This window comes from Phenylobacterium sp. (genome assembly GCF_031360265.1).
In the GTDB taxonomy this organism is placed as follows: Bacteria; Pseudomonadota; Alphaproteobacteria; order Caulobacterales; family Caulobacteraceae; genus Phenylobacterium.
Map to the genome: position 1 here is coordinate 1 of NZ_JANMBF010000131.1, position 26,355 is coordinate 26,355.

Annotated in this window: 25 protein-coding genes, 1 tRNA gene and 2 pseudogenes; 12 read left to right on the forward strand and 16 right to left on the reverse strand. The window is 67.7% G+C overall.

Annotation, left to right across the window (positions count from 1 at the left end):
• From RMN86_RS12145 to RMN86_RS12155, 3 genes and pseudogenes are all read right to left on the reverse strand, one after another.
• Positions 1–193: pseudogene (locus RMN86_RS12145) on the reverse strand (hypothetical protein); the annotation flags it as partial.
• 87 nt (positions 194–280) lie between these two features.
• Positions 281–811, reverse strand: coding sequence for an AAA family ATPase (locus tag RMN86_RS12150; RefSeq protein ID WP_309606104.1), 531 nt, complete (start codon positions 809–811; stop codon positions 281–283).
• Between the two features lie 79 nt (positions 812–890).
• The gene (locus RMN86_RS12155; protein ID WP_309606105.1) at positions 891–1,370 is read right to left on the reverse strand and encodes a 3D domain-containing protein; all 480 of its coding nucleotides are present in this window, start codon (positions 1,368–1,370) and stop codon (positions 891–893) included.
• Between the two features lie 191 nt (positions 1,371–1,561).
• On the opposite strand from RMN86_RS12155, the gene RMN86_RS12160 reads away from it, so the two are divergent.
• From RMN86_RS12160 to folD, 3 genes are all read left to right on the forward strand, one after another.
• Positions 1,562–2,146: a glutathione S-transferase family protein gene (locus RMN86_RS12160; protein WP_309606106.1), complete on the forward strand. Its 585-nt coding sequence runs from the start codon at positions 1,562–1,564 to the stop codon at positions 2,144–2,146.
• Positions 2,147–2,186: 40 nt separating this feature from the next.
• The gene (locus RMN86_RS12165; RefSeq protein WP_309606107.1) at positions 2,187–3,197 is read left to right on the forward strand and encodes a S1/P1 Nuclease; all 1,011 of its coding nucleotides are present in this window, start codon (positions 2,187–2,189) and stop codon (positions 3,195–3,197) included.
• Between the two features lie 74 nt (positions 3,198–3,271).
• Positions 3,272–4,177, forward strand: a complete 906-nt coding sequence (folD, locus tag RMN86_RS12170) for a bifunctional methylenetetrahydrofolate dehydrogenase/methenyltetrahydrofolate cyclohydrolase FolD (protein WP_309606108.1) — start codon at positions 3,272–3,274, stop codon at positions 4,175–4,177.
• Here folD and RMN86_RS12175 read toward each other — a convergent pair.
• From RMN86_RS12175 to RMN86_RS12190, 4 genes are read right to left on the reverse strand one after another with little or no spacing between them, the layout of a single operon-like run.
• Positions 4,174–4,800 (reverse strand): ABC-type transport auxiliary lipoprotein family protein, encoded by a 627-nt coding sequence (locus tag RMN86_RS12175; protein WP_309606109.1) that lies wholly within the window; start codon positions 4,798–4,800, stop codon positions 4,174–4,176. The two genes, folD and RMN86_RS12175, sit on opposite strands and share 4 nt — an antisense overlap.
• The gene (locus RMN86_RS12180; RefSeq protein WP_309606110.1) at positions 4,797–5,759 is read right to left on the reverse strand and encodes an MlaD family protein; all 963 of its coding nucleotides are present in this window, start codon (positions 5,757–5,759) and stop codon (positions 4,797–4,799) included. The genes RMN86_RS12175 and RMN86_RS12180 overlap by 4 nt, the downstream gene beginning before the upstream one ends.
• Positions 5,759–6,589: an ATP-binding cassette domain-containing protein gene (locus tag RMN86_RS12185; RefSeq protein ID WP_309606112.1), complete on the reverse strand. Its 831-nt coding sequence runs from the start codon at positions 6,587–6,589 to the stop codon at positions 5,759–5,761. Before RMN86_RS12185 ends, RMN86_RS12180 begins: the two co-directional genes overlap by 1 nt.
• The gene (locus RMN86_RS12190; protein WP_309606113.1) at positions 6,586–7,713 is read right to left on the reverse strand and encodes an ABC transporter permease; all 1,128 of its coding nucleotides are present in this window, start codon (positions 7,711–7,713) and stop codon (positions 6,586–6,588) included. The genes RMN86_RS12185 and RMN86_RS12190 overlap by 4 nt, the downstream gene beginning before the upstream one ends.
• 292 nt (positions 7,714–8,005) lie before the next feature.
• Between RMN86_RS12190 and RMN86_RS12195 the strand changes: the two genes are divergently transcribed.
• Positions 8,006–8,326, forward strand: a complete 321-nt coding sequence (locus RMN86_RS12195) for a hypothetical protein (protein WP_309606114.1) — start codon at positions 8,006–8,008, stop codon at positions 8,324–8,326.
• Positions 8,327–8,335: 9 nt separating this feature from the next.
• Here the strand turns inward: RMN86_RS12195 and RMN86_RS12200 are convergent, their stop codons facing one another.
• The gene (locus RMN86_RS12200) at positions 8,336–9,361 is read right to left on the reverse strand and encodes an MBL fold metallo-hydrolase (protein WP_309606115.1); all 1,026 of its coding nucleotides are present in this window, start codon (positions 9,359–9,361) and stop codon (positions 8,336–8,338) included.
• A gap of 77 nt (positions 9,362–9,438) precedes the next feature.
• Between RMN86_RS12200 and RMN86_RS12205 the strand changes: the two genes are divergently transcribed.
• Positions 9,439–10,086 (forward strand): DsbA family protein, encoded by a 648-nt coding sequence (locus RMN86_RS12205; protein ID WP_309606116.1) that lies wholly within the window; start codon positions 9,439–9,441, stop codon positions 10,084–10,086.
• On the opposite strand, the gene RMN86_RS12210 is transcribed toward RMN86_RS12205, so the two are convergent.
• The 5 genes from RMN86_RS12210 to RMN86_RS12230 all read right to left on the reverse strand — a co-directional run bounded on the left by RMN86_RS12210 (position 10,083) and on the right by RMN86_RS12230 (position 13,780).
• Entirely contained in the window at positions 10,083–10,334 is a 252-nt protein-coding gene (locus RMN86_RS12210; RefSeq protein ID WP_309606117.1) for a BrnA antitoxin family protein, read from the reverse strand. The two genes, RMN86_RS12205 and RMN86_RS12210, sit on opposite strands and share 4 nt — an antisense overlap.
• 1 nt (position 10,335) lies before the next feature.
• Positions 10,336–10,527, reverse strand: coding sequence for a hypothetical protein (locus tag RMN86_RS12215; RefSeq protein WP_309606118.1), 192 nt, complete (start codon positions 10,525–10,527; stop codon positions 10,336–10,338).
• Positions 10,528–10,693: 166 nt separating this feature from the next.
• Positions 10,694–10,768 (reverse strand) — tRNA-Val (locus RMN86_RS12220).
• A 65-nt stretch (positions 10,769–10,833) separates the two neighbouring features.
• A complete protein-coding gene (gph, locus tag RMN86_RS12225; RefSeq protein WP_309606119.1) occupies positions 10,834–11,523 on the reverse strand; it encodes a phosphoglycolate phosphatase in 690 nt (229 codons plus the stop codon).
• The gene (locus RMN86_RS12230) at positions 11,513–13,780 is read right to left on the reverse strand and encodes a transferrin receptor-like dimerization domain-containing protein (protein ID WP_309606120.1); all 2,268 of its coding nucleotides are present in this window, start codon (positions 13,778–13,780) and stop codon (positions 11,513–11,515) included. The genes gph and RMN86_RS12230 overlap by 11 nt, the downstream gene beginning before the upstream one ends.
• A gap of 82 nt (positions 13,781–13,862) precedes the next feature.
• Here RMN86_RS12230 and glmU point away from each other — a divergent pair.
• The 6 genes and pseudogenes from glmU (at position 13,863) to RMN86_RS12260 (ending at position 22,274) form a co-directional block, all read left to right on the forward strand.
• A pseudogene (gene glmU, locus RMN86_RS12235) lies at positions 13,863–15,241 on the forward strand (bifunctional UDP-N-acetylglucosamine diphosphorylase/glucosamine-1-phosphate N-acetyltransferase GlmU).
• A 37-nt stretch (positions 15,242–15,278) separates the two neighbouring features.
• Positions 15,279–15,965 (forward strand): ribose-5-phosphate isomerase RpiA, encoded by a 687-nt coding sequence (gene rpiA / locus RMN86_RS12240; protein WP_309606122.1) that lies wholly within the window; start codon positions 15,279–15,281, stop codon positions 15,963–15,965.
• A 14-nt stretch (positions 15,966–15,979) separates the two neighbouring features.
• Positions 15,980–17,362: a glutathione-disulfide reductase gene (gene gor, locus RMN86_RS12245; RefSeq protein ID WP_309606123.1), complete on the forward strand. Its 1,383-nt coding sequence runs from the start codon at positions 15,980–15,982 to the stop codon at positions 17,360–17,362.
• Positions 17,359–18,588: an O-antigen ligase family protein gene (locus RMN86_RS12250; protein ID WP_309606124.1), complete on the forward strand. Its 1,230-nt coding sequence runs from the start codon at positions 17,359–17,361 to the stop codon at positions 18,586–18,588. The genes gor and RMN86_RS12250 overlap by 4 nt, the downstream gene beginning before the upstream one ends.
• Positions 18,589–18,652: 64 nt before the next feature.
• A complete protein-coding gene (locus tag RMN86_RS12255; RefSeq protein ID WP_309606125.1) occupies positions 18,653–20,038 on the forward strand; it encodes a class II 3-deoxy-7-phosphoheptulonate synthase in 1,386 nt (461 codons plus the stop codon).
• Between the two features lie 340 nt (positions 20,039–20,378).
• Complete coding sequence (locus RMN86_RS12260) at positions 20,379–22,274, forward strand: MFS transporter (RefSeq protein ID WP_309606126.1); 1,896 nt, start codon at positions 20,379–20,381, stop codon at positions 22,272–22,274.
• Between the two features lie 167 nt (positions 22,275–22,441).
• On the opposite strand, the gene RMN86_RS12265 is transcribed toward RMN86_RS12260, so the two are convergent.
• A complete protein-coding gene (locus RMN86_RS12265; RefSeq protein ID WP_309606127.1) occupies positions 22,442–23,044 on the reverse strand; it encodes a PEP-CTERM sorting domain-containing protein in 603 nt (200 codons plus the stop codon).
• Between the two features lie 206 nt (positions 23,045–23,250).
• A complete protein-coding gene (locus tag RMN86_RS12270; protein ID WP_309606128.1) occupies positions 23,251–23,736 on the reverse strand; it encodes a DUF4188 domain-containing protein in 486 nt (161 codons plus the stop codon).
• Positions 23,737–23,901: 165 nt separating this feature from the next.
• Between RMN86_RS12270 and RMN86_RS12275 the strand changes: the two genes are divergently transcribed.
• Positions 23,902–25,275, forward strand: coding sequence for an MATE family efflux transporter (locus tag RMN86_RS12275; protein ID WP_309606129.1), 1,374 nt, complete (start codon positions 23,902–23,904; stop codon positions 25,273–25,275).
• Here the strand turns inward: RMN86_RS12275 and RMN86_RS12280 are convergent.
• Positions 25,272–26,171, reverse strand: a complete 900-nt coding sequence (locus tag RMN86_RS12280) for a cobalamin biosynthesis protein CbiG (protein ID WP_309606130.1) — start codon at positions 26,169–26,171, stop codon at positions 25,272–25,274. The two genes, RMN86_RS12275 and RMN86_RS12280, sit on opposite strands and share 4 nt — an antisense overlap.
• Positions 26,172–26,355 lie beyond the last annotated feature (184 nt).

Sequence of the window (26,355 nt, forward strand, 5' to 3'; positions counted from 1 at the left end):
CACCCAGGCCGCCGATGACTGCGCCGCCGCCGCCCTTGGAAATAGAGTTGCCAAGCAGAGCCCCGCCGACCCCGCCGATCACCGTGCCGGTGTTCTTGCGTCCCTGGCAGGAGGCGTAGGCGTCCGTTGAGCTAAAGGCGAGCGGGCCGGCGAGGGCAGCCGCGAGGGCGGCGATCGCGAAAGTCTTGCGCATGGTTTCGATCCGATCTGTGTCTGAGATGTATCTGAGGGCAACATAACGCGCGAGACGCGATAGGGATGCGAACCGGGTCGGTGACGTCTAGCTTGCGTGGTCAAGCACGAAGGCCGCCCGCGTCGCGACGTCGGCCTTGGGCACGACGATGGGCTCGTAGCCGAAGCCCCCGGCCACCCGCAGGATACGCGGGAAGGTCGCCACGGCCTCGTCCCAGTCCTGCCGCCGCTCGGTGTCCGTTTCGTAGATCTCCCGCCAGGGCGGGAACACGAAGAGCCGCCGGTTGTAGCGGCGGGCGCGGGCGGCCGCGAGCAGGTCCGGCGGCGGTGTCCATCGTGGGTCGAAGCCGTCGAGGATGCCTCGATCGAAGAAGATGCGGGACGTTTCGCCTGCGCGCGCGTCAAACTTCTCGATGTCGCGCGCCACGCAGAGCGCACAGCAGGCCGCGAAGTCATCCCACGGCACAGCGCGGCTGCCGGCGGCCACCTGCTCGGCGATCACCGCTCGGTGGGTCTCTTCCACGACCTTCTCGCCAAGCGCCTGCAGATGGCGGATCAGGGTTGTCTTGCCGACTCCTGGCCCGCCGGTGAAGACGAAGAAATTTGGCTTATGGATCATTGCGGTCTCCAGACAGGTTGAGGTTCGCCGGGCAAGGCGGTGAGCCGTCTGGGAGGATTTTCGGGGCGTCGTCCGGGATCTAACCGGGCGGGCAGCCCTTGAAGTCGCCGACCTTGATCGCCGACAGGCTGGCGAGGTTTAGCGTCCGGACCTGGCCCATCGAACGGGCGCCCTTGCCGGTGTAGAGGTCGATCCGCTGGCCCTTGATCGCGCCGCCCGTGTCCGAGGCGTACCAGTAGCCGTCGTGGGCGGTGCCATCCGGCATGGCCAGGCCGACGGTCTCCTTGATGAACAGCACGCTGCGCTTGGGGATCAGCCGGCTGTCGATGGCGACGGTGCGCATGGCCACCACCCGGCAGCCGAGGGAGTCCAGAGCGCCAACGCCCTTGGCCCCGGCATGATAGAGCGTGGCCTTCAGGTTCCAGCCGGGACCGGCCGGCAGAACGCCGGTGATGACCGACATGATCAGGTCGCCCACGGGGTCTCCGGACGCGGCTTGCGCGCCGGAACTGGCGAGGATCAGGGACAGGGTTGCCAGGGCGGCGAGGCGGCGTCGCATGGACGGCGTCCTCCTTCGTCGTTGAACTGGTGCGGCCGGACTCTTACCGGGACTCTGCCAGGGCGCCAACCCCGCGCGCGGTGAGGCGCCGCGGCCCATGAGGTTTTCTGACAGGGCCTGGCAGAGAGCTTGGCTTGCGCCCCCAGGGCATTTCCGAGCTTAGAGTCGTCAAGCGTCACCGGAATTGCGCCATGAAAATCTATGGGGATTCGATCTCCGGCAACTGCCTGAAGGTGAAATGGGTCGCCGATTCGCTCGGGCTTTCCTACGACTGGATCGAGACCGACATCATGGCGGGGCAGAGCCGCACGCCAGCCTATCTGGCGATCAATCCGGCAGGTCAGGTCCCGGCCCTGGTGCTCGATGACGGTCGACCCCTGGCGCAGTCGAACGCGATTATCCTGTACCTGGCGCAGGGGTCGGCGCTGATACCGCGGGACGCCTACGACCGCGCGCGGATGCTGGAATGGATGTTCTGGGAACAGTACAGCCACGAACCCTATGTGGCGGTCGCCCGCTTCCAACTCCGCTACCTGGGCAAGGCGGTGGGCGACCTGGAACCGCGGATCGTCGAGCGCGGTAAGGCGGCCTTGCAGAGGCTGGAGGACGGCCTTGCCGCCGCGCCATTTCTGGTGGGGCAGATCCTCAGCCTCGCCGACGTCGCGCTGGTCGCCTACACCCGCGTCGCCGATGAAGGCGGCTTCGATCTTGGGGCATATCCGCGGGTGCGCGCCTGGATCGGCCGCGTCGAACGGGCGCTGAAGATCACCGCCTGAGCCCCTTGCCTTCGGCGCGGCGAGCCGACAGACCGAAGCCATGAGACGCATTGCCTTCCTCGCAGCGATCGCCACCCTTGCGATGACCGACCCCGATCCAGCCCTGGCGTGGGGCGCCAGCGGCCATCGGATGATAGGGGAGGCGGCCCTGCGCGCCCTGCCGGCGGACTTGCCCGCCTTCCTGCGGACGCCCCGGGCCATCGTGGACCTCGGCGAGCTGTCCCGCGAGCCCGACCGCTGGAAGGGCGCGGGTCGCCTCCACGACGCCGATCACGATCCCGAGCACTTCGTCGATCTCAGCGACGACGGGTCAATCCTTGGGGGCCCCAGGCTTGCCGCCCTGCCGGCGACGCGGGCGGCGTACGACACCGCGATGCGCGCGGTCGGTCAGGATGAGTGGAAGGCGGGTGTGCTGCCCTACGCCATCATCGACCGCTACCAGCAGCTGACCCGTGACTTCGCCATGTGGCGCGCGCTGAGGTTTGCCGAAAGACATCCCGCCTGGGCGGCCCATCGGGGCTGGTTCACCGCCGATCGCCGCCGTCGCGAAGCGCAACTGCTGGTGACTCTGGGCGAGCTGTCCCATTTCGTCGGCGACGGCAGCCAGCCGCTGCATGTGTCCATCCACTACAACGGCTGGGGCGATTTCCCCAATCCGGATGGCTACACGACCGCCAGGATCCATAGCCTTTTCGAGAGCGAACTCGTCCGCAGGGCTGTCGACGCGGCGGGGGTGGCGCTGAGGATGCCGCCGCCGCGCGCCCTGGGCGGCACGATCGAACAGCGCACCGCCGACTATCTGGCCGCCACCGGCGCGCTGGTGATTCCCCTGTATCAGCTGGAAAAGGCCGGCGGTCTGAAGGTCGGTGACCCACGGGGCGCAGCCTTCGCTACCGAGCGGCTCGCGGCGGGCGCGGCGGAGCTGCGCGATCTGATCGTACTGGCCTGGCATGCGAGCGACACCCAGACCATCGGCTGGCGCCCGATTCCACTGGCCGACGTGCTCTCCGGCGAGACCGACCCCTATGTGGTGCTCTACGGCGTGGATTGAGCGGCGGGCCTGCGCGGGATTTGCGCCGCACCGCGTGAACGGCTAGTCGGGGCGACTGTTTCCGGAGCACGCCCTTGCCTGAGTCTTCCGCCAAGCTGATCGATGGCAAGCTTTACGCTGAGCGGCTGCGCGCCCAGGTGGCCGACGAGGTGGCGATGCTGAAGGCCGAGCATGGCTTGCAGCCGGGCCTGGCGGTGGTGCTGGTGGGCGAGGACCCGGCCAGCGAAATCTACGTCCGCTCCAAGGGTGAGCACTCGCTCGCCGTCGGCATGCACTCGGTGACCCACCGGTTGCCGGCCGATACGACGCAGCATGACCTGCTAAGGCTGGTCGGCGCGTTGAACGACGACCCGACGATCCACGGCATCCTGGTTCAGCTGCCCCTGCCGAAGTCACTGGACGAGCACGCCGTGCTGGCGGCGATCAGCCCGGACAAGGATGTCGATGGCCTGCATGTGGTCAACGCCGGACGGCTGGCCAGCGGCCTGCCCGCACTGACGCCCTGCACGCCACTGGGCTGCATGATTCTGCTGCGGGAAACCCTCGGCGACCTCACGGGCCTGCGCGCTGTGGTGGTGGGCCGCTCGGTTCTGGTGGGTCGGCCGGTGGCGCAGTTGCTGCTGCAGGCCGATTGCACGGTGACCATCGCCCATTCGCGGACCCGTGACCTGCCCGCCGTCTGCCGCGAGGCCGATATACTGGTGGCCGCGGTCGGTCGCCCGCGAATGATCAAGGCGGATTGGGTCAAGCCGGGCGCCGCGGTTATCGATGTCGGCATCAACCGGGTGCCCTTCGATGACCCGGCGAAGGCGGCGGCCGGGCGGACCAAGGTAGTGGGCGATGTCGACTTCAAGGCCGTCAGCCAGGTCGCCGGATGGATCACCCCCGCGCCCGGCGGCGTCGGCCTGATGACCGTGGCGGTGCTGCTGCAGAACACCGTAACGGCCGCCCGGCGACTGGCGGGGATCGCGACAGCTTAGGTCGCGTTGGCCTCGGTCCAGGCGATCAGCTTGCCGATCACCTCGCCGACCGCCTTGTTGTAGGCGCCGACGATTTCGCCCACGCGATTGTCGCCCGCGCGGACCCTGGCTTCGAAGTCCTGTTCCCCGACACGGGTCTGGTCGGAGCGGGTCAGCGCGGCGTGCAGCCGCACGACGACGGTCGGTGCGGCCCTGGACCCGGCGTCATAGCGGGTCTCGAAATTGCGCACGTCGAGCCTCAGCGCATAGGCGAACCGGCCCTGCTGTCCACGCGCGATCAGCCGCACGGCGCTGGCGTCGAACGCCTGACCCACCGCCTCGTCGAACAACAGTTCGGCCGGCGCGACCCAGCGGCTCTGTCCCACATAGGCCGCCTTGCCCCCGCTGACGGTCAGGATGCGATCGTCGGCCGCCTCGCTCTGGAAGCTGCCGTTGGTGCGGAACACCGCGATGGCGTTCGGTCGCGGGAGGTCGGCCTTTTCAGCGCCCGCCGGCGCGAAGCGGTAGAGTTGCACCGGCTTGCTCTTGGGCAACAGCGAGATGCAGCCGCTGAGCGCCACGACGATGGTTCCGATTCCGACGATCCGGATGATTGGCGCCAGGCGCCGCGGGGAACGGATCATGGCTTGACCTTCAATTCTTCGGCGGGGGCCTTGCCGAGCACCCCCGTTGGGCTTCGCTGGATTTCGTTGACCAGCCGTTGAAGCGACTGCGCCGCGCTCTGCAGTTCGACGACGGCGGCGGTGATCTGCGGCAGGCCATTGGTGGCGAAGTCGGCGGTGGGGCCCTGAAGTTTGTCGACCATGGCGCGCAGGTCCTTGGTGGCGCCCTTGGCCTCCTCGGCGGCGTCGGCGATGTTCTTGACACCGCGCTTGCCGTCCCCGTCGACCAGCTGGCGGGTCGCCAGCAGAATTCCGTCGGCATGCTCGGTGGCGGCGTCGATATCCTGGATCAGTTTCTGGGCGTCACCGACAATTTCCTTGCGCTCCCGAAGCTCCGCCGAGACTGCCTGGGCGTCCGACAGCGTCGCCGAGAAGGTCTTGATATTCTGGTCGGACAGCACGCGATTGACCCGGTCCAGCGCCTCGATGGTCCGGGTCAGCACGGTGCCGCCGCCCTCCAGCAGGTCCGATAGCGCACTGCGCTGGCTCTTCAGGATCGGAATGCAGGGGCTCATGCCTCTGGCCTCGCACTGCGCCTTCTCGGCCACCTTCAGCAGCGGTTTTGAGGCTGTGCCGGCAGTGATCTGGACGTAGTTGACGCCGGTGATTCCCTGCGGTTCCAGGGTGGCGAAGCTGTCGATGCGGATCGGCACGTCGGAGGTCACCCGCGCCCGGGCGATCACCCGGCTGGGGTTGGTTCGGTCGAGCGCGATCTTGGCGACCTCGCCCACCTTGATACCGTTGAAATGCACCTCGCCCCCCTGGCTGAGACCCCGGACCGGGCCGTCGAAGACGATGTCGTAGAGGTCGTATTCCTGGGAGAATGACACCCGCGCCAGCCAGACCACGAAGATCACCAGCCCAACGAACAGGATCAGCGAGGAGAGGCCCACCAGGGCATAGTTGGCGTTCTTTTCCATCAGGCCTCCGTCTTCTCCCGGCCCGCGGCGGCGGCTCTGCCGCGCGGACCCAGGAAATACTCGCGGATCCAGGGGTGGTCCGCATGTTCGAGTTCGCGCACCGGCGCGGTGGCCACCACCTTCCGGTCGGCGATGACCGCGACGCGGTCGGTGATCTCGTAGAGGGTGTCGAGATCGTGGGTGATCATGAAGACCGTCAGGTCCAGGCTGTCCGACAGGTCCTTGATCAGCTCGTCGAAGGCCGCGGCGCTGATCGGGTCGAGGCCGGCGGTGGGCTCGTCGAGGAACAGCAGTTCAGGGTCGAGGGCCAAGGCGCGCGCCAGGCCCGCCCGCTTGCGCATGCCCCCGGAGAGCTCCGCGGGCTTCAGGCTGCCGGCCTCTGGACCCAGGCCGACCAGGGCGATCTTCAGGTCGGCGAGGTCATAGGCCTGCGGTTTGCTCATGCCTGTGTGCTCGAACATCGGCGCCGCGACATTTTCCCGGATGGTCAGGTTGGAGAACAGTGCGCCTTGCTGGAACAGCACCCCCCACCGGCGTTCGATCGCCCGCCAGCGCCGCCGCGAGGCGCGTTCGATGTCCTGTCCGAAGACCCGGATCTGCCCTGCCTGAGGCTCGCGCAGGCCGATGATGGTGTTGAGCAGCACCGACTTACCGGAGCCGGATCCACCGACCACCCCCAACACCTCACCACGCAAGGCGGTGATCTCCAGATCCTGGTGAATGACGTTATCGCCAAACGTCGAGGTCAGACCGCGCACCTCGACCGCCGGCCCCTCGCTATCGAGCAGCTCGTCGTCGGCGCGGTCGGGATTGGCGAGGGTGTCGGTCATATGTTCAGGTGCATGTAGAGCAGCGCGAAGGCCGCATCGATCATGATGATCGCGAAGATGGCGTGCACCACCGCCGCCGTCACCCGCCGACCGAGCGATTCCACGTCGCCGCCGACCTCCAGGCCCTGACGGCAGCCGATGCCGGCGATCACCGCGGCCATCACCGGGGCCTTGGACATGCCGATCCAGAAGTGCGTCGCCCCGACATTGTCGACGATGCGTTGCAGGAAGAACGCGGGACCAAGGTCGAGCACCGTCCAGACCACGATCATCCCGCCGAACAGGCCCGCCAGGGTCGCGACGAAGGTCAACAGCGGGATCGTCGCCAGGAGCGCGATGAAGCGCGGTAGCACCAGCGCCTCGAAGGGATCGACGCCCATCACCTTCATGGCGTCGATCTCCTGGTTCATCTTCATCGAGCCGAGCTCGGCGGCGAAGCTGGAGGCCGAGCGGCCCGCCAGCAGGATGGCGGTGATAATGATGTTGAACTCGCGCAGCACGGCGATGCCGATCAGCTCGACGGCGAACACTTCGGCGCCGAACTGGCGAAGCATATTGGCGCCCAGCAGGCCCACGACGGCGCCGATGAAAAACGAGGTGACGGCGACGATCGGGATCGCGTCGAGCCCTGCGCGCTCGGCCAGCGAGAAGATCGCCGCCCAGCGGATACGCCGGGGATTGGTCACCAGAAAGACCGAAGATCGGGCCGCAGCCACCAGCAGGTGGCCGAGGAAGGCCATGGTGTCGAGGAACTCGTGGCCGAGGTTCATCACGCCCTTGCCGATCCGCACGGTCAGCTCGCGAAACCCCTTGGAGACGACCGGGGCGACCGGCGCGGCATGGACGGCGGCGGCGACAAGCTGCAGCAGCCGCAGGCTTTCCGGGCGCCCCTTGACCTGGGCGGGATCGAAACCGGCGCCGATCGCGCGGATCAGTCCGTAGGCGCCGGCGGTGTCGAGGCGACGCACCTCGCGGATGTCGATGGCCAGGTCGGATTGGCCCCGCAGCGCCGCCGCCAGGCGCGCCGGCGCGTCGCCAAGACTGCTGGCGGTCCAGTCTCCCACGAGCTGGACATCGGGGCTCTCCGCCGCGCTTCGCACGCTGAATTCCGCAGGTTTCTCCATCAAGGACAGTCTCGCGGGCTCCGATGACAGGGGCGACTGGATTTCGAGTCGCGCTCCCGGGTCGGATATGACCCTAACAGAGGCGGCGCAGGGCTCGAACGTCTTACGGCGCCGGTTGTTCCCCCCAGGGCCTGCCTGTCGCTTTTCCGAAGCGCGAACGAGCGGGTCGCATCGCATGAAAGCCGTCTCCATGGTCAAGCTGAGCCCACTTTTGGCCCAAGTCCCCCGGGTAAGCATGAGCCCCGGTCCGGCCTCAGGACCCAGTTCGCGTCGTCCCCCGGTGGAGAGTGTTGTGAGCCGCCAATTCGAGCTCGCCGGAAAGTCCGGCGCCCGCTACCGCTATTCGGCCCTGGAGGAGGAGCGTTTCCTGCCGCCAGCGGGCGCCAATTTCGTCATCGCCAGGCTGACCAAGGAGGGCGCGACGGTGATCTTCGCCGGCGAAACCGACAACCTGGCCAACCAGGTTTGGCGCCAGGCCCTGGAAAAAGCCCGCGGCGCCTATGCCGACGCCGCGGTGCTGACCCGGCTCAACGTCACTCGCGCCGTGCGCGAGGCCGAGCGGGTCGATCTGATCGAGGAACACCAGCCGCCGATGAACCTCGCCGCGCGCTGAGACCGTCGCTCAGAACTGGCCGAAGCGGATTTCGCCGCCGCCGGCCGGCAGGTCGATGGTCATCCCGTCCTTCGACAGCCGCCAGTCGAGCTGAGCGCCCACTTCCATGCCCCTGGTAAAGCCCTGCGGCGTATAGAACGGCAGGCCCGACTGGGTCAGGTGATAGAGCACCAGCGCCTTCACCCCGGCCATCCGCGCGATGTCAGCCGCCTCCACCGGGGTAGTGTGGTAGCTCAAGGTGTCGGTCATCATCGACGCGGCCCGCGCGTTGCCCATCGTGGTCAGGCCCTGAACCATCATCCGGGTCATGTCGCTGTTCTGCGCTTCGTGGATCAGCACGTCGGCGCCCTTGGCGGCGATCGCCAGCGGCGGCCATTTGCGGGTGTCGCCGCTGACCACCACGGAGCGGCCCTTGTAGTCGAAGCGATAGGCGAAGGCCGGCTTGATCGGATCGTGGGCCACGACGATGGCGGTGACGGTGAGCGGGCCGTCGCGCCAGACGGTGGCGGTGGCCGCCCCCGATGCGCCCACCTTCGGCGACTGGACGACCTGGGCCCTCAGCAAGCCCGCGGGAATCGGAAAGGTGAAGCCGCCGTGCTCATGGTGGGCCTTTCGGAACCCGTGGTCGTTCTCGTAGGCCAGGTTGAACCCCTGGGCGAGTTTCTCGACGCCTGGCGGCCCGACCACGGCCAATGGCGCGGGCCGCCCGGCGACCCAGCTTTGCATGTTGAACTCGCCGAGATCGCCGATGTGATCGGAATGCAGGTGCGTGATGAACACTGCCTTGGCGGTGGCCAGCGGCAGCCGCCAGAGCATCAGGTTCTTTGTGGACTCCGGCCCGACGTCGACGAGGTAGAGCGAGCCACCGGCCTGGATCGCCACGCAGGCCTTGGCCCGGCCCGGGATCGGCAGGGGGCCCGAGGTGCCGCAGAAGATCACCTTCAGGCCGTCGGGCACTGGGGGCGCCTGGGCCGCCGCCGGCGCAACCCACAGCGCCAGGATCGCCGCCGCCATGCCGAGACTTCGCCAGTTCATGCCGTCTCCCACATTCGCGTCCGAGCGGCCTATGGTACAGGTTCAGTCGCGCCAGGAAATGGCTCGCGGGGGCGCCGATGACGCTCAGCTTCGACCTCTACTGGTCCTTCCGTTCACCCTATTCCTACATGGTCATGCCCAGGCTGGCGGCGCTGGAACGCGAGGATGACGTCGCCTGCCAGGTGAAGCCGGTCTATCCGCTGGCGGTGCGCACCCCGGAGTTCTTCGAGCAGCAGGACTCGCTCTGGCTCTCCTATTTCATGACCGACGTGTTCCGCGAGGCGGCCTTCCTGGGCCTGCCGTTCCGCTGGCCGAGGCCCGACCCGGTGCAGCGTTCGCCCGACGAGGGTTACCGCATGAAGCAGCCTCACATTCACCGCCTCACCCACCTGGGCGTGGCTGCGGCGCAGCGGGGCAGGGGGGTTCCGTTCCTGGAGGAGGTCAGCAAGATCATCTGGGGCGGGGCCACCGACAACTGGCATGAGGGCGACCACCTGGCCCAGGCCGCCGAGCGCGCCGGCCTGGACTTCGCCGAGATGGCCGCCGCGGTCGATGCCGATCCGGCCCCTTTCATCGCGGTCGTCGAGGAAAACCAGCTCGCCCAGCGGGCCGCCGGCCACTGGGGCGTGCCGATGACGGTGTTCAATGGCGAGGCCTTCTTCGGCCAGGACCGGTTCGATCAGCTCAAATGGCGCATGGCGCAGCAGGGACTGACGCGCCGTTAGAGCGCGCCCTCGGAGATCAGCCGCGCCAGCGCGTCGTTGACCCGCGTCTGCCAGCCCTTGCCGCTGGCGCGCAGATGCCGTGCAACCGCGGCGTCAAACCGGAGGGTCACCGGCTCCTTCGGCGCCACGACCTTCGGCCGCCCCGGCCTGCGGGCCATCTCCATGAACGCCGCGCCCATGATCTCGGCCGCCGGGCGCGCGCGGGCGAACATCTCGTCCGTCCATTCCAGATTTTCGTCATCGATCATTTCAGGATCTGGCTTGGACATATTCCCGGATCTCCCGTGCATTGGCCTTGCGGAAACGGATCGCGCGAACGCCCTCGACCGTCGGCGTGAAGAAGACCGCGTGCAGGCGATCGGCGATCAGGCCGTGGGCCAGGAACCGAGGTTCCGGATAGGCGTGGCGCGTATATCGGCGACCCCCAGGGCCGTGATCCAATCGAACTCGGCCGCCAACCCGAATGGAAGGCCGCGGCTCGCCGCATTCGCCTCGCTTATCTTGCTGTCGAATTCGATCTCCATGCCTTATTTGTACGCACAACAATCTATGGGTTCAAGGTTTTTATGCATACAATTATCGCTGCCGGCGCCGCTCAGCAGGGTGATGGTGGATGCGACAGGGATTGAACCTGTGACCCCCTCGGTGTGAACGAGGTGCTCTCCCGCTGAGCTACGCATCCTCTCGCGCGAGGCGCTGAGCGCCGGTCGCGAAGGATGGGGCCTATAGCCCGGCGCCTTGTCGCTTTCAAGCGCCCAGCAGGCGCGTGCAGGCGTCGGGCAGCTGGTCGAAGCGGTCGATCAGGATGTCGGGGGCCAGATCGCGGACCGGGATTTCGGTGTAGCCGAAGCTCACCAGGATCAGCGGGACGCCCGCGGCGCGCGCCGCACCGGCGTCGGTGGCGGCGTCACCGACCAGGATGGCGCGACCCGGGGTTCCGCCGGCCGCGGCGATGGCGGTTTCCAGGTGGCGGCGGTCGGGCTTCGGCGCCGGGGCGGCGTCGGCGCCGATCACCGCGTCGAACAGGCGCGACATGTCCAGCGCGTCGAGCAGGACGGTGGACAGGCCGGTCTGCTTGTTGGTGCAGACCGCCAGGCGCGCGCCCTGGCTCCGGAGCATTTCCAACGCTGCGACGCAGCCCGGGTACGGCCGGCTCTCGTCGGCGATGTGGGCGCGGTAGTGGACCAGGAAGCGGTCGAACAACGGCTGCACCCGATCCGGCGCCAGTGGCGCGCCGGCCGCCTGGAAGCCGCGCTCGATCATCCACTTCGCGCCGCGTCCGATGAACGGGCGGCCTTCGTCCAGCGGACGCGGCGCCAGGCCCTCCTGGGCCAGAAGCACGTTCAGCGTGGCGATCAGGTCCGGGGCGGTGTCGACCAGGGTGCCGTCGAGGTCGAAGGCGATGACCGCGCCGGCAAGTCCAAGACTAGCCGCCATTGATGATCGCGGTGGCGGCGTCGAGGTGGCTGGCGTAGGCGCCGAGCGCCAGGCCGGTGAGCCCGACGTATTTCTGCGCGTCGTCGAAGCGCCGCTCCTCGATCGCTTCACGCACCCCCGGCAAGGTCTTGGCGCCATAGCCGGTGAAGCGGCCGGGGGCATAGACCATGTTCATGTACCAGGGGCGGCCGGGCAGGCCCTCCTCGCGCAGCAGGCTCTGTTCCAGCGGCCGGATGACGGCGTCGAGCCTGGTCTTCTGAGCCTTGCTGAGCCCGGCGCCCTTGGCGGCCAGGGCGGTGTCGAAGGCGGTCGCGCTGGTCTTCAGCCTGGCCACGACGGCCTCCAGGGCGGCGAAATCCAGGGGGGGCGACTGCGCCAGCGCGATCGGCGGGGCATGGCCCAGCGTCGGGTCCGCGGCCAGCCCATAGGCGCCGGACGCGAGCAGGCGGGCCTGGGCTCTGGCCTCGTCGCGGGTGGTCCCGTCCAGCTTCTTCACCTCGTCGAGATAGCGACCGACGGTCTCGGCGAAGTCTCCATAGCGTTGCAGGGGCAGCTCGGCGTCGGCCATCCGCAGGACGATGCGCCCCACGGTCTTGGCCAGCACCGCGTCATAGGCGAAGCCCGGATCGACGAAACGGCTGTGATGCTCATAGTCGTCGTAGAGCGAGTGATAGACCCCGTCGCTGACGCCCTCGCCGCCATAGCCGATGTCGATGGAGGCCAGCCCCAGGTGCTGGAGGAAGGCCGAATAGTCCGAGCCGGAGCCCAGCGGATTGATCGGCAGGTCCTTGGCGGGGTCCGAGGCTATCTTGCCGGCCGCCTTGGCCGCTTCGGTGGCGCCAGGCTCGGCCGCGGCCACCGCCAGGCGCGCCCGCAGCCGCTCCCCGACCGAGACCCCGGTCTGCGGGTCCTTCACATCGGCGGCCACCTGTCCCACGAAATGCTGGAAGGCGTGGCTGCCGGCAGCGCCGAGGAAGCCGCGGCCGTTGCCGTCGGAGTTGATGTAGACGACGCCCTTGGCCTTCAGCTCGGCGGCGTGGGTCTCGGCCCATTCCGTGGAGCCCAGCAGCATCGGCTCCTCGGCGTCCCAGCTGGCGTAGACGATGGTGCGCTTTGGCCGCCAGCCGCTCTTCATCAGGATCCCGAACGCCTTGGCCTCGGCCAGAAGGGCGATCTGGCCCGACAGCGGGTCCGACGCACCCATCACCCAGCCGTCATGGTGGTTGCCGCGGATGATCCACGCGTCGGGCTGCTCCTTGCCCTTCAGCGTGCCGACCACGTCATAGATGGTCTTCAGCGACCAGTCGGACTTGACCGCCAGGTGGACCTGACCGCCGCCCGGACCCACGTGATAGGTGATCGGCAGCGACCCGCGCCAGCCGGCCGGCGCCACCGGACCGTCCAGCGAGGCCAGCAGCACCTGCGCATCGGCGTAGGAGATCGGCAGGGTCGGAATCTTCAGGATAGTCTGGGCGTCCTTGCGGTCGAGCCTCTTGGCGTCCTTGGTCGCGCCGACGCCAGGGGTCAGGGGATCGCCGGGATAGATCGGCATGTCGGCTACCGAGCCGCGCTGGAACCCGCGCGGCGGCCGCGCGGCGCCCTTGGGATAGACGTCGTCGGTGGCGTAGCCGTCGTCACGTGGGTCAGAATAGATGATCGCACCGACCGCCCCGTGGTCCTGGGCAAGCTTGGGCTTCAGGCCGCGCCAGCCGGCGCCATACCGGGCGATGGCGATCTTGCCCTTGACCGAGATGCCCATGCGCTCGAGCGCGTCGTAGTCGGCGGGCATGCCATAGTTGACGTAGACCAGCGGTGCGGTGACGTCGCCGTCGCCCTGAAAGGCCACATAGGCCGGCAGCGCGTCCTTGGTCTCGGTGGCCGGATCGCCGGGGACCGGCGGCTCGGTGAGCGTGGCCTTGAACGGCGCGCCCGCGCCGCCGACCAGCTCGAGGGTCTCGCTGAGCGGGGTGGGGTAGAGCACCTCGAAGGTCTCGATCTTGGCGTCCCAGCCCCAGGACTTCAGCTGCGCGGCGATCCATTCGGCATTGGTCTTGTCGTGTCTGGAGCCCACGTGGTTGGGTTCGGCGGCCAGCAGCTTCAGCCAGCCGCCCATCTCGGCGGGATCGATCTGGGCGTCGAAAGCGGCCTCCAGAACCTTGGGGTCCTTTGGCGCGGGCGGCGGGGCCGCCACGGCTGTGCTCACCGCGCCGATCGCGCAGGCGGAAAAGAGGGCGGCAAGGCCGACGCGCGTTTTCATGAACAACTCCCCAAAGACGCTGCGAGGCTAGCTGTTTCTCGCGCCCGGCGCCAAGGCTTGGTAAGCCTCAGCCCGACATTCGATGACTCGCAGCAGGGGACGCCCACGATGACAGCCCGCGCCGCCGTAATCCTCGCCGCCGGAGCTGGCACGCGGATGAAGTCCGCCGTGCCCAAGGTGCTGCACAAGGTCGGCGGCCGGACGCTGCTGGATCGCGTGATCGACACCGTCGAGGCTACCGGTTGCGATCGGATCGTGGTGGTGGTGGGCGCCGGTGGCGGCGCGGTCCGCGACCTGGTGGCCAAGCGACTGGGCGAGGGAGCGGTGGCGGTGCAGGATCCTCCGCTCGGCACCGGGCACGCGGTGCTGGCGGCGCGCGCGGCGCTGGCGGACTTCACCGGCGACGTGCTGGTGACCAATGCCGATTGTCCGCTGCTGACGCCGCACGACCTGGAGCCGCTGTTCGCCATGCGCCGCGACGGGGTGGCGCTGGCGCTGCTGGGGTTCGAGCCGCACGACGCGCTGCTTTATGGCCGGCTGATCCGCGGTGCTGATGGCCATGTGATTCGCATCGTCGAGGCCAAGGAGGCGACGCCGGAGGAGCGGGCGGTCAGGGCTTGCTACGCCGGCATGCTCTGCGCCGAGAAGGATCGGTTGTTCGGCTGGCTTGATCGGACGACCAACGACAACGCCAAGGGCGAGTACTACCTGACCGAGATCGTCCACCTGGCGGCCGTCGATGAGGCGCGCGTCAAGGCCTCCATCGCCCCGGAAAGCGCGGTGATGGGCTGCGACACGCCGATGCAGCTGGCGCAGGCCGAAGCGGCCTTCCAGCAACGCCGGCGGGCGCATTTTCTCACCGAGGGTGTGGCCATGATCGCCCCGGAGACCGTGCACTTGGCCTGGGACACCCAGATCGCGCCCGGCTCTACCGTCGAGCAATTCGTGGTCTTCGGACCGGGTGTGACGGTGGACACCGACGCCGTGATCCGCGCCTTCAGCCACCTTGAGGGCTGCGTGGTGCGCGCCGGCGCCATCGTCGGGCCCTATGCGCGGCTGCGGCCAGGCGCCGACATTGGCGAGGCCGCCCACATTGGCAACTTCGTCGAGGTCAAGAAAGTCACCGTCGGCAAGGGCGCCAAGGCCAACCACCTGAGCTATCTGGGCGACGGTTCGGTGGGGGCGGGCGCGAACATCGGCGCCGGAACGATCTTCTGCAACTATGACGGGTTCGACAAGCACCAGACTCATGTGGGGCCGAACGCCTTCATCGGCTCGAACAGTTCGCTGGTGGCGCCGGTGACCATCGGGGCGGGAGCCTACACCGGCTCCGGCTCGGTGATCACCCGCGACGTTGCGCCGGACGCGCTGGCCCTGGAACGCGGTGCGCAGCTCGAAAAATCCGCCTGGGCGGCGCGGTTCCGGGCGATGAAGCAGGGCCGGAGCGGGGGCCGAAAATGATCTCCTGTCGCACTCCATCCGCGCGGCGGGTGTTTCATTGAGCGACATCGACGCTCAAAAGCGGGCTGCCGGCGACGCCGCCGCTCTTCTGGTCGAGGACGGCATGGTTGTGGGGTTGGGCACCGGCTCGACGGCCGTGTGGTTTGTGAAGGCGCTGGCGGCGCGCGGGCTGAAGATCACCTGCGTGGCGACCTCCATCGCGACGGCCGACCTGGCCACCAGCCTTGGCATGACGGTCGCCGAGCTGGGCGAAACGCGCGAGATCGACCTGACCGTGGACGGCGCCGACGAGATCGGGCCGGGCCTTTCGCTGATCAAGGGCGCCGGCGCGGCCCTGCTGCGCGAGAAGCTGGTGTGGGAGGCGTCGCGTCGCTGCATCGTCATAGCTGACGCCGCCAAGCCCGTGCAGATGCTGGGGAAATTCCCCCTGCCCATCGAGGTCGTGGCGTTCGGGCACAAGATCACCGCGCTGCGCATCTGCGACGCGCTGGGCGAATGCGACATCGGTGCGGCGCCCCGCCTGCGGATGAAGGACGGTCAACCCGTGCGAACCGACGGCGGCAACCTGATCTATGACGCAGCCTGTGGGCGGATCGAGGAGCCCGCGGCGCTGGCGTTCGCGCTGAAGAGCGTCACCGGGGTCGTCGACCACGGCCTGTTCCTGGACCTGGCCGACCAGGCGCTGATCGGTGGTCCCGACGGCGTCAAGACCATTGAACCCTGAGGAAGGACCTCCCCGTGGCGACCTACGACTACGATCTCTTCGTCATCGGCGCGGGCTCCGGCGGCGTGCGCGCGGCCCGTGTGGCGGCGATGTCGGGCGCCAAGGTGGCGGTGGCCGAGGAGCACAGGGTCGGCGGCACCTGCGTGATCCGCGGCTGCGTGCCGAAGAAGTTCATGGTCTACGCCTCGGAATTCGCACATCATTTCAAGACAGCCAAAGGCTATGGATGGGCCATCGAGGGGGCGACCTTCGACTGGCCGACGTTCCTGGCCGAGAAGGACAAGGAAATCGCACGGCTCTCCGGGATCTATGTCCGCAACCTGCAGAACGCCGGCGCCGAGCTGGCGCACGGCAAGGCCCGGTTGCTCGACGCCCATACCGTGACGATTGACGGCCTGGGGACGCGGACGGCCGACAAGATCCTGATCGCCACCGGCGGCCGACCCTGGCGGCCGAGCGGCTTGCCGGGTTGCGATCTGGCGATCACCTCCAACGAGGCGTTCCAGCTGGCCGAGTTGCCCAGGCGGATCGTCATCGCCGGGGGCGGCTACATCGCCGTTGAGTTCGCCGGCATCTTCAACGGCCTGGGGGTCGAGACGACGCTGGTCCACCGCGGCCCTAACATCCTGCGCGGTTTCGACGACGACGTGCGCAGCCACCTGACAGAGGAGCTGGAAAAACGTGGGATCAAGGTGTTGCTCGGGACCCAGCACACGGCCATCGAAAAATCGGCCGGCGGCTTCGTCAGCAAATTCTCGGGCGACCACGAGACCGAGAGCGACGTGGTGATGTTCGCAATAGGCCGCGAACCCTATGTCGAGGGATTGGGCCTGGAGGCCGCCGGCGTGACCCTGACCGACAAGGGCGCCGTGGCCGTCGATGGCTACAGCCGCACCAATGTCGAGAACATCTGGGCCGTCGGCGACGTCACCGACCGGATCAACCTGACCCCGGTGGCGATCCGCGAGGGGGAGGCCTTCGCGCGCAGCGTCTTCCACGACACGCCCACCCGGTTCGACCACGAAATGGTGGCCTCGGCGGTCTTCTCGCAGCCGCCGATCGGCTCGGTGGGGCTGAGCGAGGCCGACGCGCGCAAGCAGTACGGCAAGGTCGACATCTATCTCGCCCGGTTCCGGCCGATGAAATACACGTTCACCGGCGCCGACGAGCGCGCGCTGATGAAGCTGGTCGTCGATTGCGCCTCCGACAAGGTGGTGGGCTGCCACGTGGTCGGTCCCGACGCCCCGGAAATGATCCAGATGGCCGCCATCGCCATGAAAATGGGCGTCACCAAGGCCCAGTGGGATTCCACCTGCGCGGTGCATCCGACGCTGGCCGAGGAACTGGTGACGATGCGCGAGAAGCATCAGCCCATGGGCCTGGGTCAGGTCGCATGACGTTGTCGGGCGCGGCTGTTCTGCCGCGCGATCCGCTGGGGATCTGGTGTGGCCGGGTGCTGATCGGGGCGGCGGTCCTGGCTCCCCCGATCGGCTATCTGTGGCCGCTCGGATTTGCCGCGTTGCTGTCGCTGGTGGGCCTGCTCTGCCTGCCTGCGGCCCGAATTGACGACCGGGACAGGCCGGTGGCGATCCTCCTGTTCGCGGCGCTGATCTGGGCGGCTGTCTCAACGACCTGGAGCCCCTATCAGCCCAGCAACCTGGAACACACCAGCATTCTGAAACTGGCCTTCGAGCTGCCGCTCTATTGGAGCGCGATCTCGGCGGCGCGGCGCGCCGATCCCGCCCTGCGGGCCCGGGCGCTGCACATCATGGCCTGGGGCTGCGCTCTGTTCGGCCTGATCCTGCTGGAGGAAGCGGCGACGCGCGGGGCGATCTACAAGACGCTGCATGTCCTCTACCAGCCGATCCGCGCTGACCTGGCGGAATCCAATATCGGACACGCGACGTTCGTATTGGGCCTGATCTGGCCGCTGGCGGCCTGCGGAGCGCCACCGCGGTGGCGGCCCTGGCTGGCGCTGACGATGGTCCTGGGGGCGGGTGCGGCGGCGCATGCCTTCGAGGCGGACGCCCCGGTAATCGGCCTCGTCCTGGCGCCGCTGGCGGCGCTGGCCGTCTGGCGATGGCCGAACGTTGCGCCCAAGATCATGGCCGCCCTGGTCGCGGCGCTCTACCTGCTTGTGGCGCTGATCGTCTGGGCGGTGCGGCGCTTCCTCAACTATGGCGCGATCGAAGATCACCTTCCGAAGACCGACTCCCTGCGCATGGGCTACTGGAGCCACGCCATCGACTGGATTCATATCCATCCGGTGCGCGGCTGGGGCCTGGACGCGAGCCGCATGTTCGGCCCCGGCATCATCCTGCACCCACACAATATTCCGCTGCAGATCTGGCTGGAATTGGGCGCGGTCGGGGCGGTGGCCGCGGCCGCCTTCTGGGGCCTTGTGCTGTGGCGGCTGTCGCGCTCCGCGCCGAGCCTCGCGGCGGCCGCCACGGCGGCCAGTGCGACCGTCTACCTGTTGTTCGGCGTCAATTTCGGAGTCTGGCAGGAATGGTGGCTGGCCCTGGGCTCCATGGTCGTGATGTTGGGCGTGATGAACATGCCGGCTGACGAAGCCGATCCCTCGGCCCGGCAAGCATCGACCTCGACCCCCATCCTGGAGTAGAAGGCGCGGTTTCGTCCCTCCGGCTCCGAGCCGGTCGTCGAAACGGGGGCGTGGAGTGGCGGTTATGACGGAACATTGGACGCCGGCGTCCTGGCGCGCGAAGCCAGCCAAGCACATGCCTGGGGACTATCCCGACCTGGCCGCGCTGGCCAAGGCGGAACAGACCCTGCGCGGCATGCCGCCACTGGTGTTCGCCGGCGAGGCGCGCCGGCTAAAGAGCCTGCTGGCCGACGTGTCGGAGGGCCGCGCCTTCCTGTTGCAGGGCGGCGACTGCGCCGAGAGCTTCAAGGAATTCCACGCCGACAACATTCGCGACACCTTCCGCCTGATCCTGCAGATGGCGGTGGTGCTGACCTTCGCCGGCGGCAAGCCGGTGGTGAAGGTGGGCCGCATGGCCGGCCAGTTCGCCAAGCCGCGCTCGGCGCCCATCGAGACCGTCGGCGGCGTCACCCTGCCGTCCTATCGCGGCGACATCATCAACGGCATGGAGTTCACACCTGAGGCCCGCACCCCGGATCCCCAGCGGCTGATCCAGGCCTATTCGCAGTCGGCCGCGACGCTCAACCTGCTGCGCGCCTTCGCGGGCGGCGGCTATGCCGACCTGCACAACATCCATCGCTGGACCCTGGGGTTCGTGGCCGACAGCCCACAGGGCGCGCGCTATCGCGAGGTCGCCGAGAAGATCAGCGAAACCCTGATGTTCATGCAAGCCATCGGCGTCACCCCGGAAAGCCAGCCGGCCCTGCACCAGGTGGAGTTCTTCACCAGCCACGAAGCCCTGCTACTCAATCTCGAAGAAGCGATGACCCGCGTCGATTCCACCTCGGGCCAATGGTACGACACCTCCGCCCACCTGGTGTGGATCGGCGAGCGCACCCGCGACCTTGACGGCGCCCACGTGGAATTCTTCAAGGGCATCAGGAACCCCGTCGGCGTGAAGTGCGGCCCGACGATGGAGGCTGACGACCTGCTGCGCCTGTGCGACGCGCTCAGCCCGGCCAACGAGCCCGGTCGCCTGACGCTCTATGGGCGTTTCGGCCACGACAGGATCGCGGCGCGCCTGCCGGCCCTGCTGCGCGCCACCAGGGCGGCCGGCAAATCTGTGGTCTGGGCGATCGACCCGATGCACGGCAACACGCTCACGGCCAACAACGGCTACAAGACCCGGCCGTTCGACCGGATCCTTTCGGAGGTCGAAAGCTTCGTGGAGATCTGCAAGGCCGAGGATGTCCACCCCGGCGGCGTCCACCTGGAGATGACCGGCCAGAACGTCACCGAATGCACCGGCGGCGCCCGTGAAGTTACCGAGGGCGATCTGGCCGACCGCTACCACACCCACTGCGACCCGCGCCTCAATGGCGAACAGGCGCTGGAACTGGCCTTCCTGGTGGCGGAGAAGCTGAAGGACGACCGGGTCGACGCGGCGCGGGCGGCGGCGGGCGCAAACTGACTTCGCGCATCCCCGCCCGGGCGAGGATCCCGAGACGCAACGTCTAGTGTGCTGGATCTGAAGTTCGCCTTCTTGAGGGATCAGGCTCTGAGCGAACTTCAGATCCAAGAAGCACACTAGGAAACAAAGGCTTGCTAGCGTCCTCATCGATTCCGAAGTTCGTCCGCACCTGCCTCAGGCGCCCGCGAACTTCGGAATCGGGACACTAGGGGATGATCCGCCCGCGGCGGCGGCAAGCTGGTGGCTGACGAGGGATAGATATGGTGTCTGTGGAATCTGCCGGCGCCTAAATCGCCCGCCAGGTCTTCCGGTTCAGATCGGCGGACGATAGGTCTGCCCGATGAGCTTCATCATCGTCCTGGGTGCGTTCATCACCGCCCTCACCATGATCCCCGTGGTCATGCAGCTGCGCGATCAGCCTCGCGGCCTGATCATCGTCTTTTTCGCCGAGACCTGGGAGCGTTTCTCCTACTACGGCATGCGGGCGCTGCTGATTTTCTACCTGACGCAGCATTTCCTGTTCGACGACAAGGTCGCGGCCGGCCGCTATGGCGCCTATACCACCATGGTCGCCCTCCTGCCCCTGGCCGGCGGGATCATCGCCGACCGGATCCTGGGCGTGCGCAAGGCGGTGGCGTTCGGCTGCCTTCTGCTGGTGGCCGGCCACCTGACCATGGCCATGGAGGGCCGCCCGGCTCAGAATATCCTTACCACCCATGGCCACGCCTATGCCGTCCAGACCGAGGGCCGGGCCTCGACCCGCAAGGTGCGGCTGGAGGTGGACGGCAAGCCTTACGCCTTCAGGTCTCAGCCAGATGGCGGCCTCGATATCAAGGGCCTGCCGGCCGGCGCCTCCATCCCGTCGCACCTGGCCAAGGCCGACTATCAGATCAGCGTGGTCGGCCGCGACGCTCTACACGCCAACCTGCTGTTCCTGGCGCTCTCGCTGATCGTCATGGGCGTAGCGTTCCTCAAGACTTCGCCGCTGGTCGCGCAGATGTATGGCCGCGACGATCCGCGCCGGGCGGGCGGGTTCACCCTCTTCTACTACGGCGTCAACCTGGGAGCCTTCTGGGCCGGCATCCTTTGCGGGTGGCTGGGCGAGACGATCGGCTGGTGGGCCGGTTTCGGCGCCGCGGCGGCTGGAATGATCGCCGGCTATCTGGTTTTCATCATTGGCAAACCGCTCCTCGACGGCGCGGGCGAACCCCCGGATCCGGCGCGCCTGGCCCAGAAAGTCGCCGGTCCGATCAGCCGCGAGCACCTGATCTATGCCGGCGCCCTGTTGGGAGTCGGTGGAGTCAACCTGCTGATGCGGCAAAGCGCCGTGGTGGGCGGGGCGCTCTCCATCGTCACCGTCGCGGCGCTGATCTACCTGGGCCTCTACATGGCGCGGAAATGCACGCCTGTAGAGCGACGCCGGATCGGCCTGGCCTTCGTGCTGATGTTGGGCTCGGTGGTGTTCTGGACCCTGTTCGAACAGGCCGGCAGCTCCCTCAGTCTTTTCGCTGACCGCAACACCAACCTGACCATCCTGGCCTCGCCGCTCCGGCTTCCGCTTTTCGGCCACACCGTATTCTTCGGTTCCAAGGTCATGCTGGCCGCCGCCGGTCTGACGCCCGATCAGGTCTGGTGGATCGACATGACCATGACCTCGTCCCAGACCCAGTCGATCAACCCGGGTTTCATCCTGATCGGCGCGCCGATCTTCGCGGCGCTGTGGGCCTACCTCGGCCGCCGGCAAGCCGATCCGCCGCCGATGTTCAAGTTCGGAATCGCGCTGCTGCAGGTCGGTGCCGGGTTCCTGTTCCTGGTCTGGGGCGCGCAGTTCGCGGACGCGCAGTATCGCCTGCCGCTCTATTTCCTGGTCGGCGCCTATCTGCTGCACACCACTGGGGAGCTCTGCCTGTCGCCGGTGGGGCTGGCCGTAGTGAGCCGACTGTCACCGGCGGCCCTGGTGGCGACAATTCTCGCCATGTGGTCGCTATCGAGTTCATGGGCGCGGTTCATCGGCGGCAAGATCGCCTCCATGGCCTCCAGCGACACCGTCGGCGGCCAGGTGCTGGACCCGGCCGCCGCGCTGCACAGCGCGCTCCAGGTCTTCACCTGGATCGGCGCGGCCGGCATGGCGTTCGGCGTGGTGTTCCTGGTGGCCGGACCCTTCATCCGCCGCTGGGGCGAGGATGCAGACGAGGCGACCGACCCGGCGGGGACAAGGATGGCGCCGGGGACGTAGAAAGCCCCGGCGCTCCTGCGAGGCCGGGGCTTGGTCTTCGTTTCAAGACTGAGCCGTTTGGACCGCGTTGATCCAACTCTCAGTCAACTCTGAACGCCTGGACCAACAGCCTACTCACCGTCAGACAGTCTCCGCCTGGCCGCGGACAACCGATTGAGGCTCCACATCTAGGCGGCCGCTGTGGCGGTCTCCCGCCGGCGACGAAGCACGGCGCCTAGGCCGCCGAAGCCCATCAGCATCAGTGTCCAGGTGGAGGCCTCGGGCACGCTGAAGGGATCGGAGTAGAACTTGAGCTCCGCGCCAACGGCCGAATTGAACGTCACGATCTTGTCACTGACCTTGCCGGCCGGGTTCAATATCAACCAGGTCCCGATGGCGGACGGGTTCCAGGCGGACGGCGAAATGAAGTGCCCCACGAACTCGCACTTGGGTTCGTTTTCACTGCCGCAGGTGGTCGTCGCCGGAAGCACCCAGGTCTGCTTTGCCGTCAGCGCGGTCCAATGACTGTCGGCGGCTTGATCCCAAACGAAAGGCACCCCGCTGAAATCCAGGCCGTCGCTGACGTCAAAGGTGGCGCCGAACGGGCGGAACACGACCTCACCGTCGCTGGCGACGAGGTACTTCGTCCCCGGGAAAACACTTTCGAGAAAATTCCCGGTAAATCCCTTCACTGCGTCTTCCGTACCGACGACGACGCTGGCGTTGGCCGCCACGGCGCCCGCGAGGCCCGCCGCCATGGCCGCACCGGCCAAGAGATACTTAAAAGTCATAACCTAGCCCTCCGTGTTCAGCTTTCATCAAGCCGAACCATGGTATGCGAAATTGCTATGCCTTCAACGGGACTCGCCCCACAGGCGAAAGCTGATCGACTGGCGCCGCGCAGATTTCGGCGAGCTTCGCGCCTTACCGGGTTCCCGGCGGGCTGAAAAACCAAGGGCCCAGCTTGCGTGGCGATGGGCGAAATTGGCTGCGGGCCCTAGGCCGCGACCTTGCCCTTCACCCGCTGCCGGGCTTCCTGACGCGCACCCACCGCATCGACAACGCGCCCGATCGCGCCCAGGCCGTAGGGTGGCATGTTGTTGTAGATGTTCTCATATTTTCCGGACTCTACGACATAGGTCTCGTGCCAAATGCCGACGTCGCCGTTGGAGGCCACGGCCTTGTTGAACGCCTGCCAGGCGGGCAGGTGGGCGTGGTCGCGGGCCTTGGCGTAGGTCTCTAGCGCCTCGAAGCTTGTCCAGTACTGGGTGGCGGTGATGTTGGGAAAACTGAACTGGCTCTCGACGCGCAGCAGGCCCAGCTCCGGGTGCTTGCCCAATTCGATCAGCATCCGCGTCATGGCCCTGGCTACCGGCATCCACTTCCAGATTTTCCACAGCCTGTTCACCCGCATGCCGATCAGGAAGACGACGAAGCCGCCGTCCATCTCCGCGCACACCCGTCTGTCGATGATCCGGCTCATTTCGCACTCCCCTGTTCCGGTGAGCATACGGCGGACCGGCGCGCTCCGGATGTGCCTTCCGCGACACGGCGCGGGAAATGCGGGAGGCCGACGTCAAGCTTGGCTTGCCCCCCGCTGATGTCGGCTTCAAAGTCCGCCCCTCTTTGAAAGTCAGGATCTCCCGCCATGGACCGCCCCGCGGCCCAGGCGTCCTCCGTCGTGGAAGGGCGTCCCCGTCCCGTCCGCAGCGAACTGACCCAGCTCTTGAAGCTGTCGGGGCCGGTGGTGATTTCGCGCCTGGGCATCATGGCGATGGGCTTGTCCGACGCTATCGTCGTGGGCCGCTATTCGGCGAGCGAGCTCGGCTATCACGCGCTGGGCTGGGCCCCGACCAGCGTGGTGGTGACCATGGCCATCGGCCTGCTGACCGGCATCCAGGTGATGACCGCCCGCGCGATCGGCGAAGGCCGGCGCAATGAGACCGGCGTGGTGCTGCGCCGGGGCCTTGGCTACAGCCTGTGGATCGGTGTGATCTCGGCCGGCGTCCTGGCGCTGGGCGGACCCCTGTTCCTGCACGCCATCGGGCTGGAGCCGAGCCTGGCCGACGGCGCAAGCCGGGTCCTGCTGGTCTTCTGCCTGTCGCTGCCGGGCTATGCGCTGAGTGTCAGCGCCAGTTTCTGGCTGGAAGGCCTGTCGCGGCCCGGCCCAGGCGCCTGGATCATGTGGATCGCCAACGCCATCAACCTGGCGCTGGACCTGTTGCTGGTCCCCGGAACGTGGGGATTGCCGGCGATGGGCGCCATGGGCGGCGCCTGGGCCACCACGGGCGCCCGGACGTTCCTCGCCGTGGCCATGCTGGGCTACATCGCCTTGATGCCCGAGGCGCGGGCGCTGGGTGTCTTTGACAGGCCGGAGCGGAACCGCGCCGCCGAGGCCGAGCAGCGGCGGATCGGATTCGGGGCGGGCGCGTCGAACTTCTTCGAGGTCGCCGCCTTCGCCAGCATGAACATCATCGCCGGCTGGATCGGTGGCCTGGCGGTGGCGGCCTGGGCGATCGTGCTCAATGTCGCGGCCATCGTGTTCATGGTCCCGCTGGGGCTGTCGACCGGCGCCGCGGTGCGGGTGGGCCGGGCCTATGGCGCGCGCGATCCCATCGGCATGATCCGCGCAGGTATGATCGCCTTTGGCGTCACCGGCCTGTTCGGCGCCGCGGTGTCGCTGCTCGTCTGGCCGAACGCCAGGCTGATCGCGGCGGCCTATACCGGCAATCCGGCGACCCTGGCCATGGCCATCCCGGCGCTGGCCCTGTCGTGCCTGATGTATTTCCCAGATTCGCTGCAGGTGGTGACCGCCCAGGCGCTCCGGGCCCGGGGGGACGTATGGCTGCCAACGGGCACGCACCTGACCAGCTATGTCGTCATCATGATGCCGCTTGCCTGGTGGCTGGCGATCCCGCGGGGGATGGGCATCGTCGGCATGGTCTGGGCGGTGGTGATCGCCAGCGTGATCTCCGCACTGCTGCTGCTGGTGAGGTTCTGGCGATTGAGCCTGAAGGGTTAGGCCCCGGCGCCCAGGATCCAGCCCTCTTCGCGCTCGGCCTCGAGCACCGCGTCGGCGGGCGCGCCCTTCGGCGGGCCGAAAAGTTCGCCGAGCTTGCTGGCCTCGTCCAGCCTGGCGAAGTGTTCGGCGAGCGTGCGAACCTGCATCAGGTCCTTGATCTCGCCGGCCGCGCCCTGCGGCTTGACCAGCGAGGGATAGACCTCGGCCAGCACCACATCGACGCCGGCCAGGTCGGCCTCGGTCAAGGGCTTGAATCCCGTCTCGAACGGCCAGACCTTGGCCGCGTCGCCGCGCGCGATCTTCAGGCGGCGCGCCAGCGGGATGCCCATGATCGCCTGGCCGCCGACGGAGCCGTTGTAGTAGGTCTTCCAGATCGACGCCGCGCCCTTGGCGACGACCTCGGCGTGGCGCAGTTCGGGCAGGTCGCCGGGGCCGTGGGCGCGGCTCTTGGTGGCGGTGAGCGTGGTCTGCACGTCCTTGGGAGGACATCCCCAGAAGGGGAACGGGCCATCGGTCAGCAGCCGGTTGAGCTGGGCGGCCACGTTGAAGCGGTTGTTGACGTTGCCGGGTTTGTCGACCACGCGCTTGCCCAGCTCGTCCCAGGCCGCGCGCCACGGCTCGCCCTTCAGCTTCGCGGCGGCGGCGAAGCCGCGCGGGAAGCCCAGAGGAAAGTCGAAGCCCACCAGCGCCCGCTCTGATCGCTTCCTAAGATCGCCAAGGATCAGACCCAGGCGGGCTTCCGCCTCGACGCGGGTGGCCTCGTTGAAGCTTTCGAACGCCAGGCGAAAGCGCACATCGCGCTTCAGCACGCCGATCCAGATGGAATCCGCCCCTGTGGTCGGTCTGGAGGCGGCGCTCCAGTCGACGATCACGTAGGCGCTGAAGAGGCGCGGCAAGGGCAGGCTCCGGTCGGAAGGGACGCGGGGGTTCTAGAGCCCTTCCCACTCAGGTTGGCTCAACCTGAGTGGAGGAGAAGGGCTCCAGATAGAGCGGCGACCCTGTTTGATCCCGGCTGACGTGAGTCAAGTCAACCGGGACAGGGTCTAGTGTGCTGGATCTGAAGTTCGCCTTCTTGAGGGA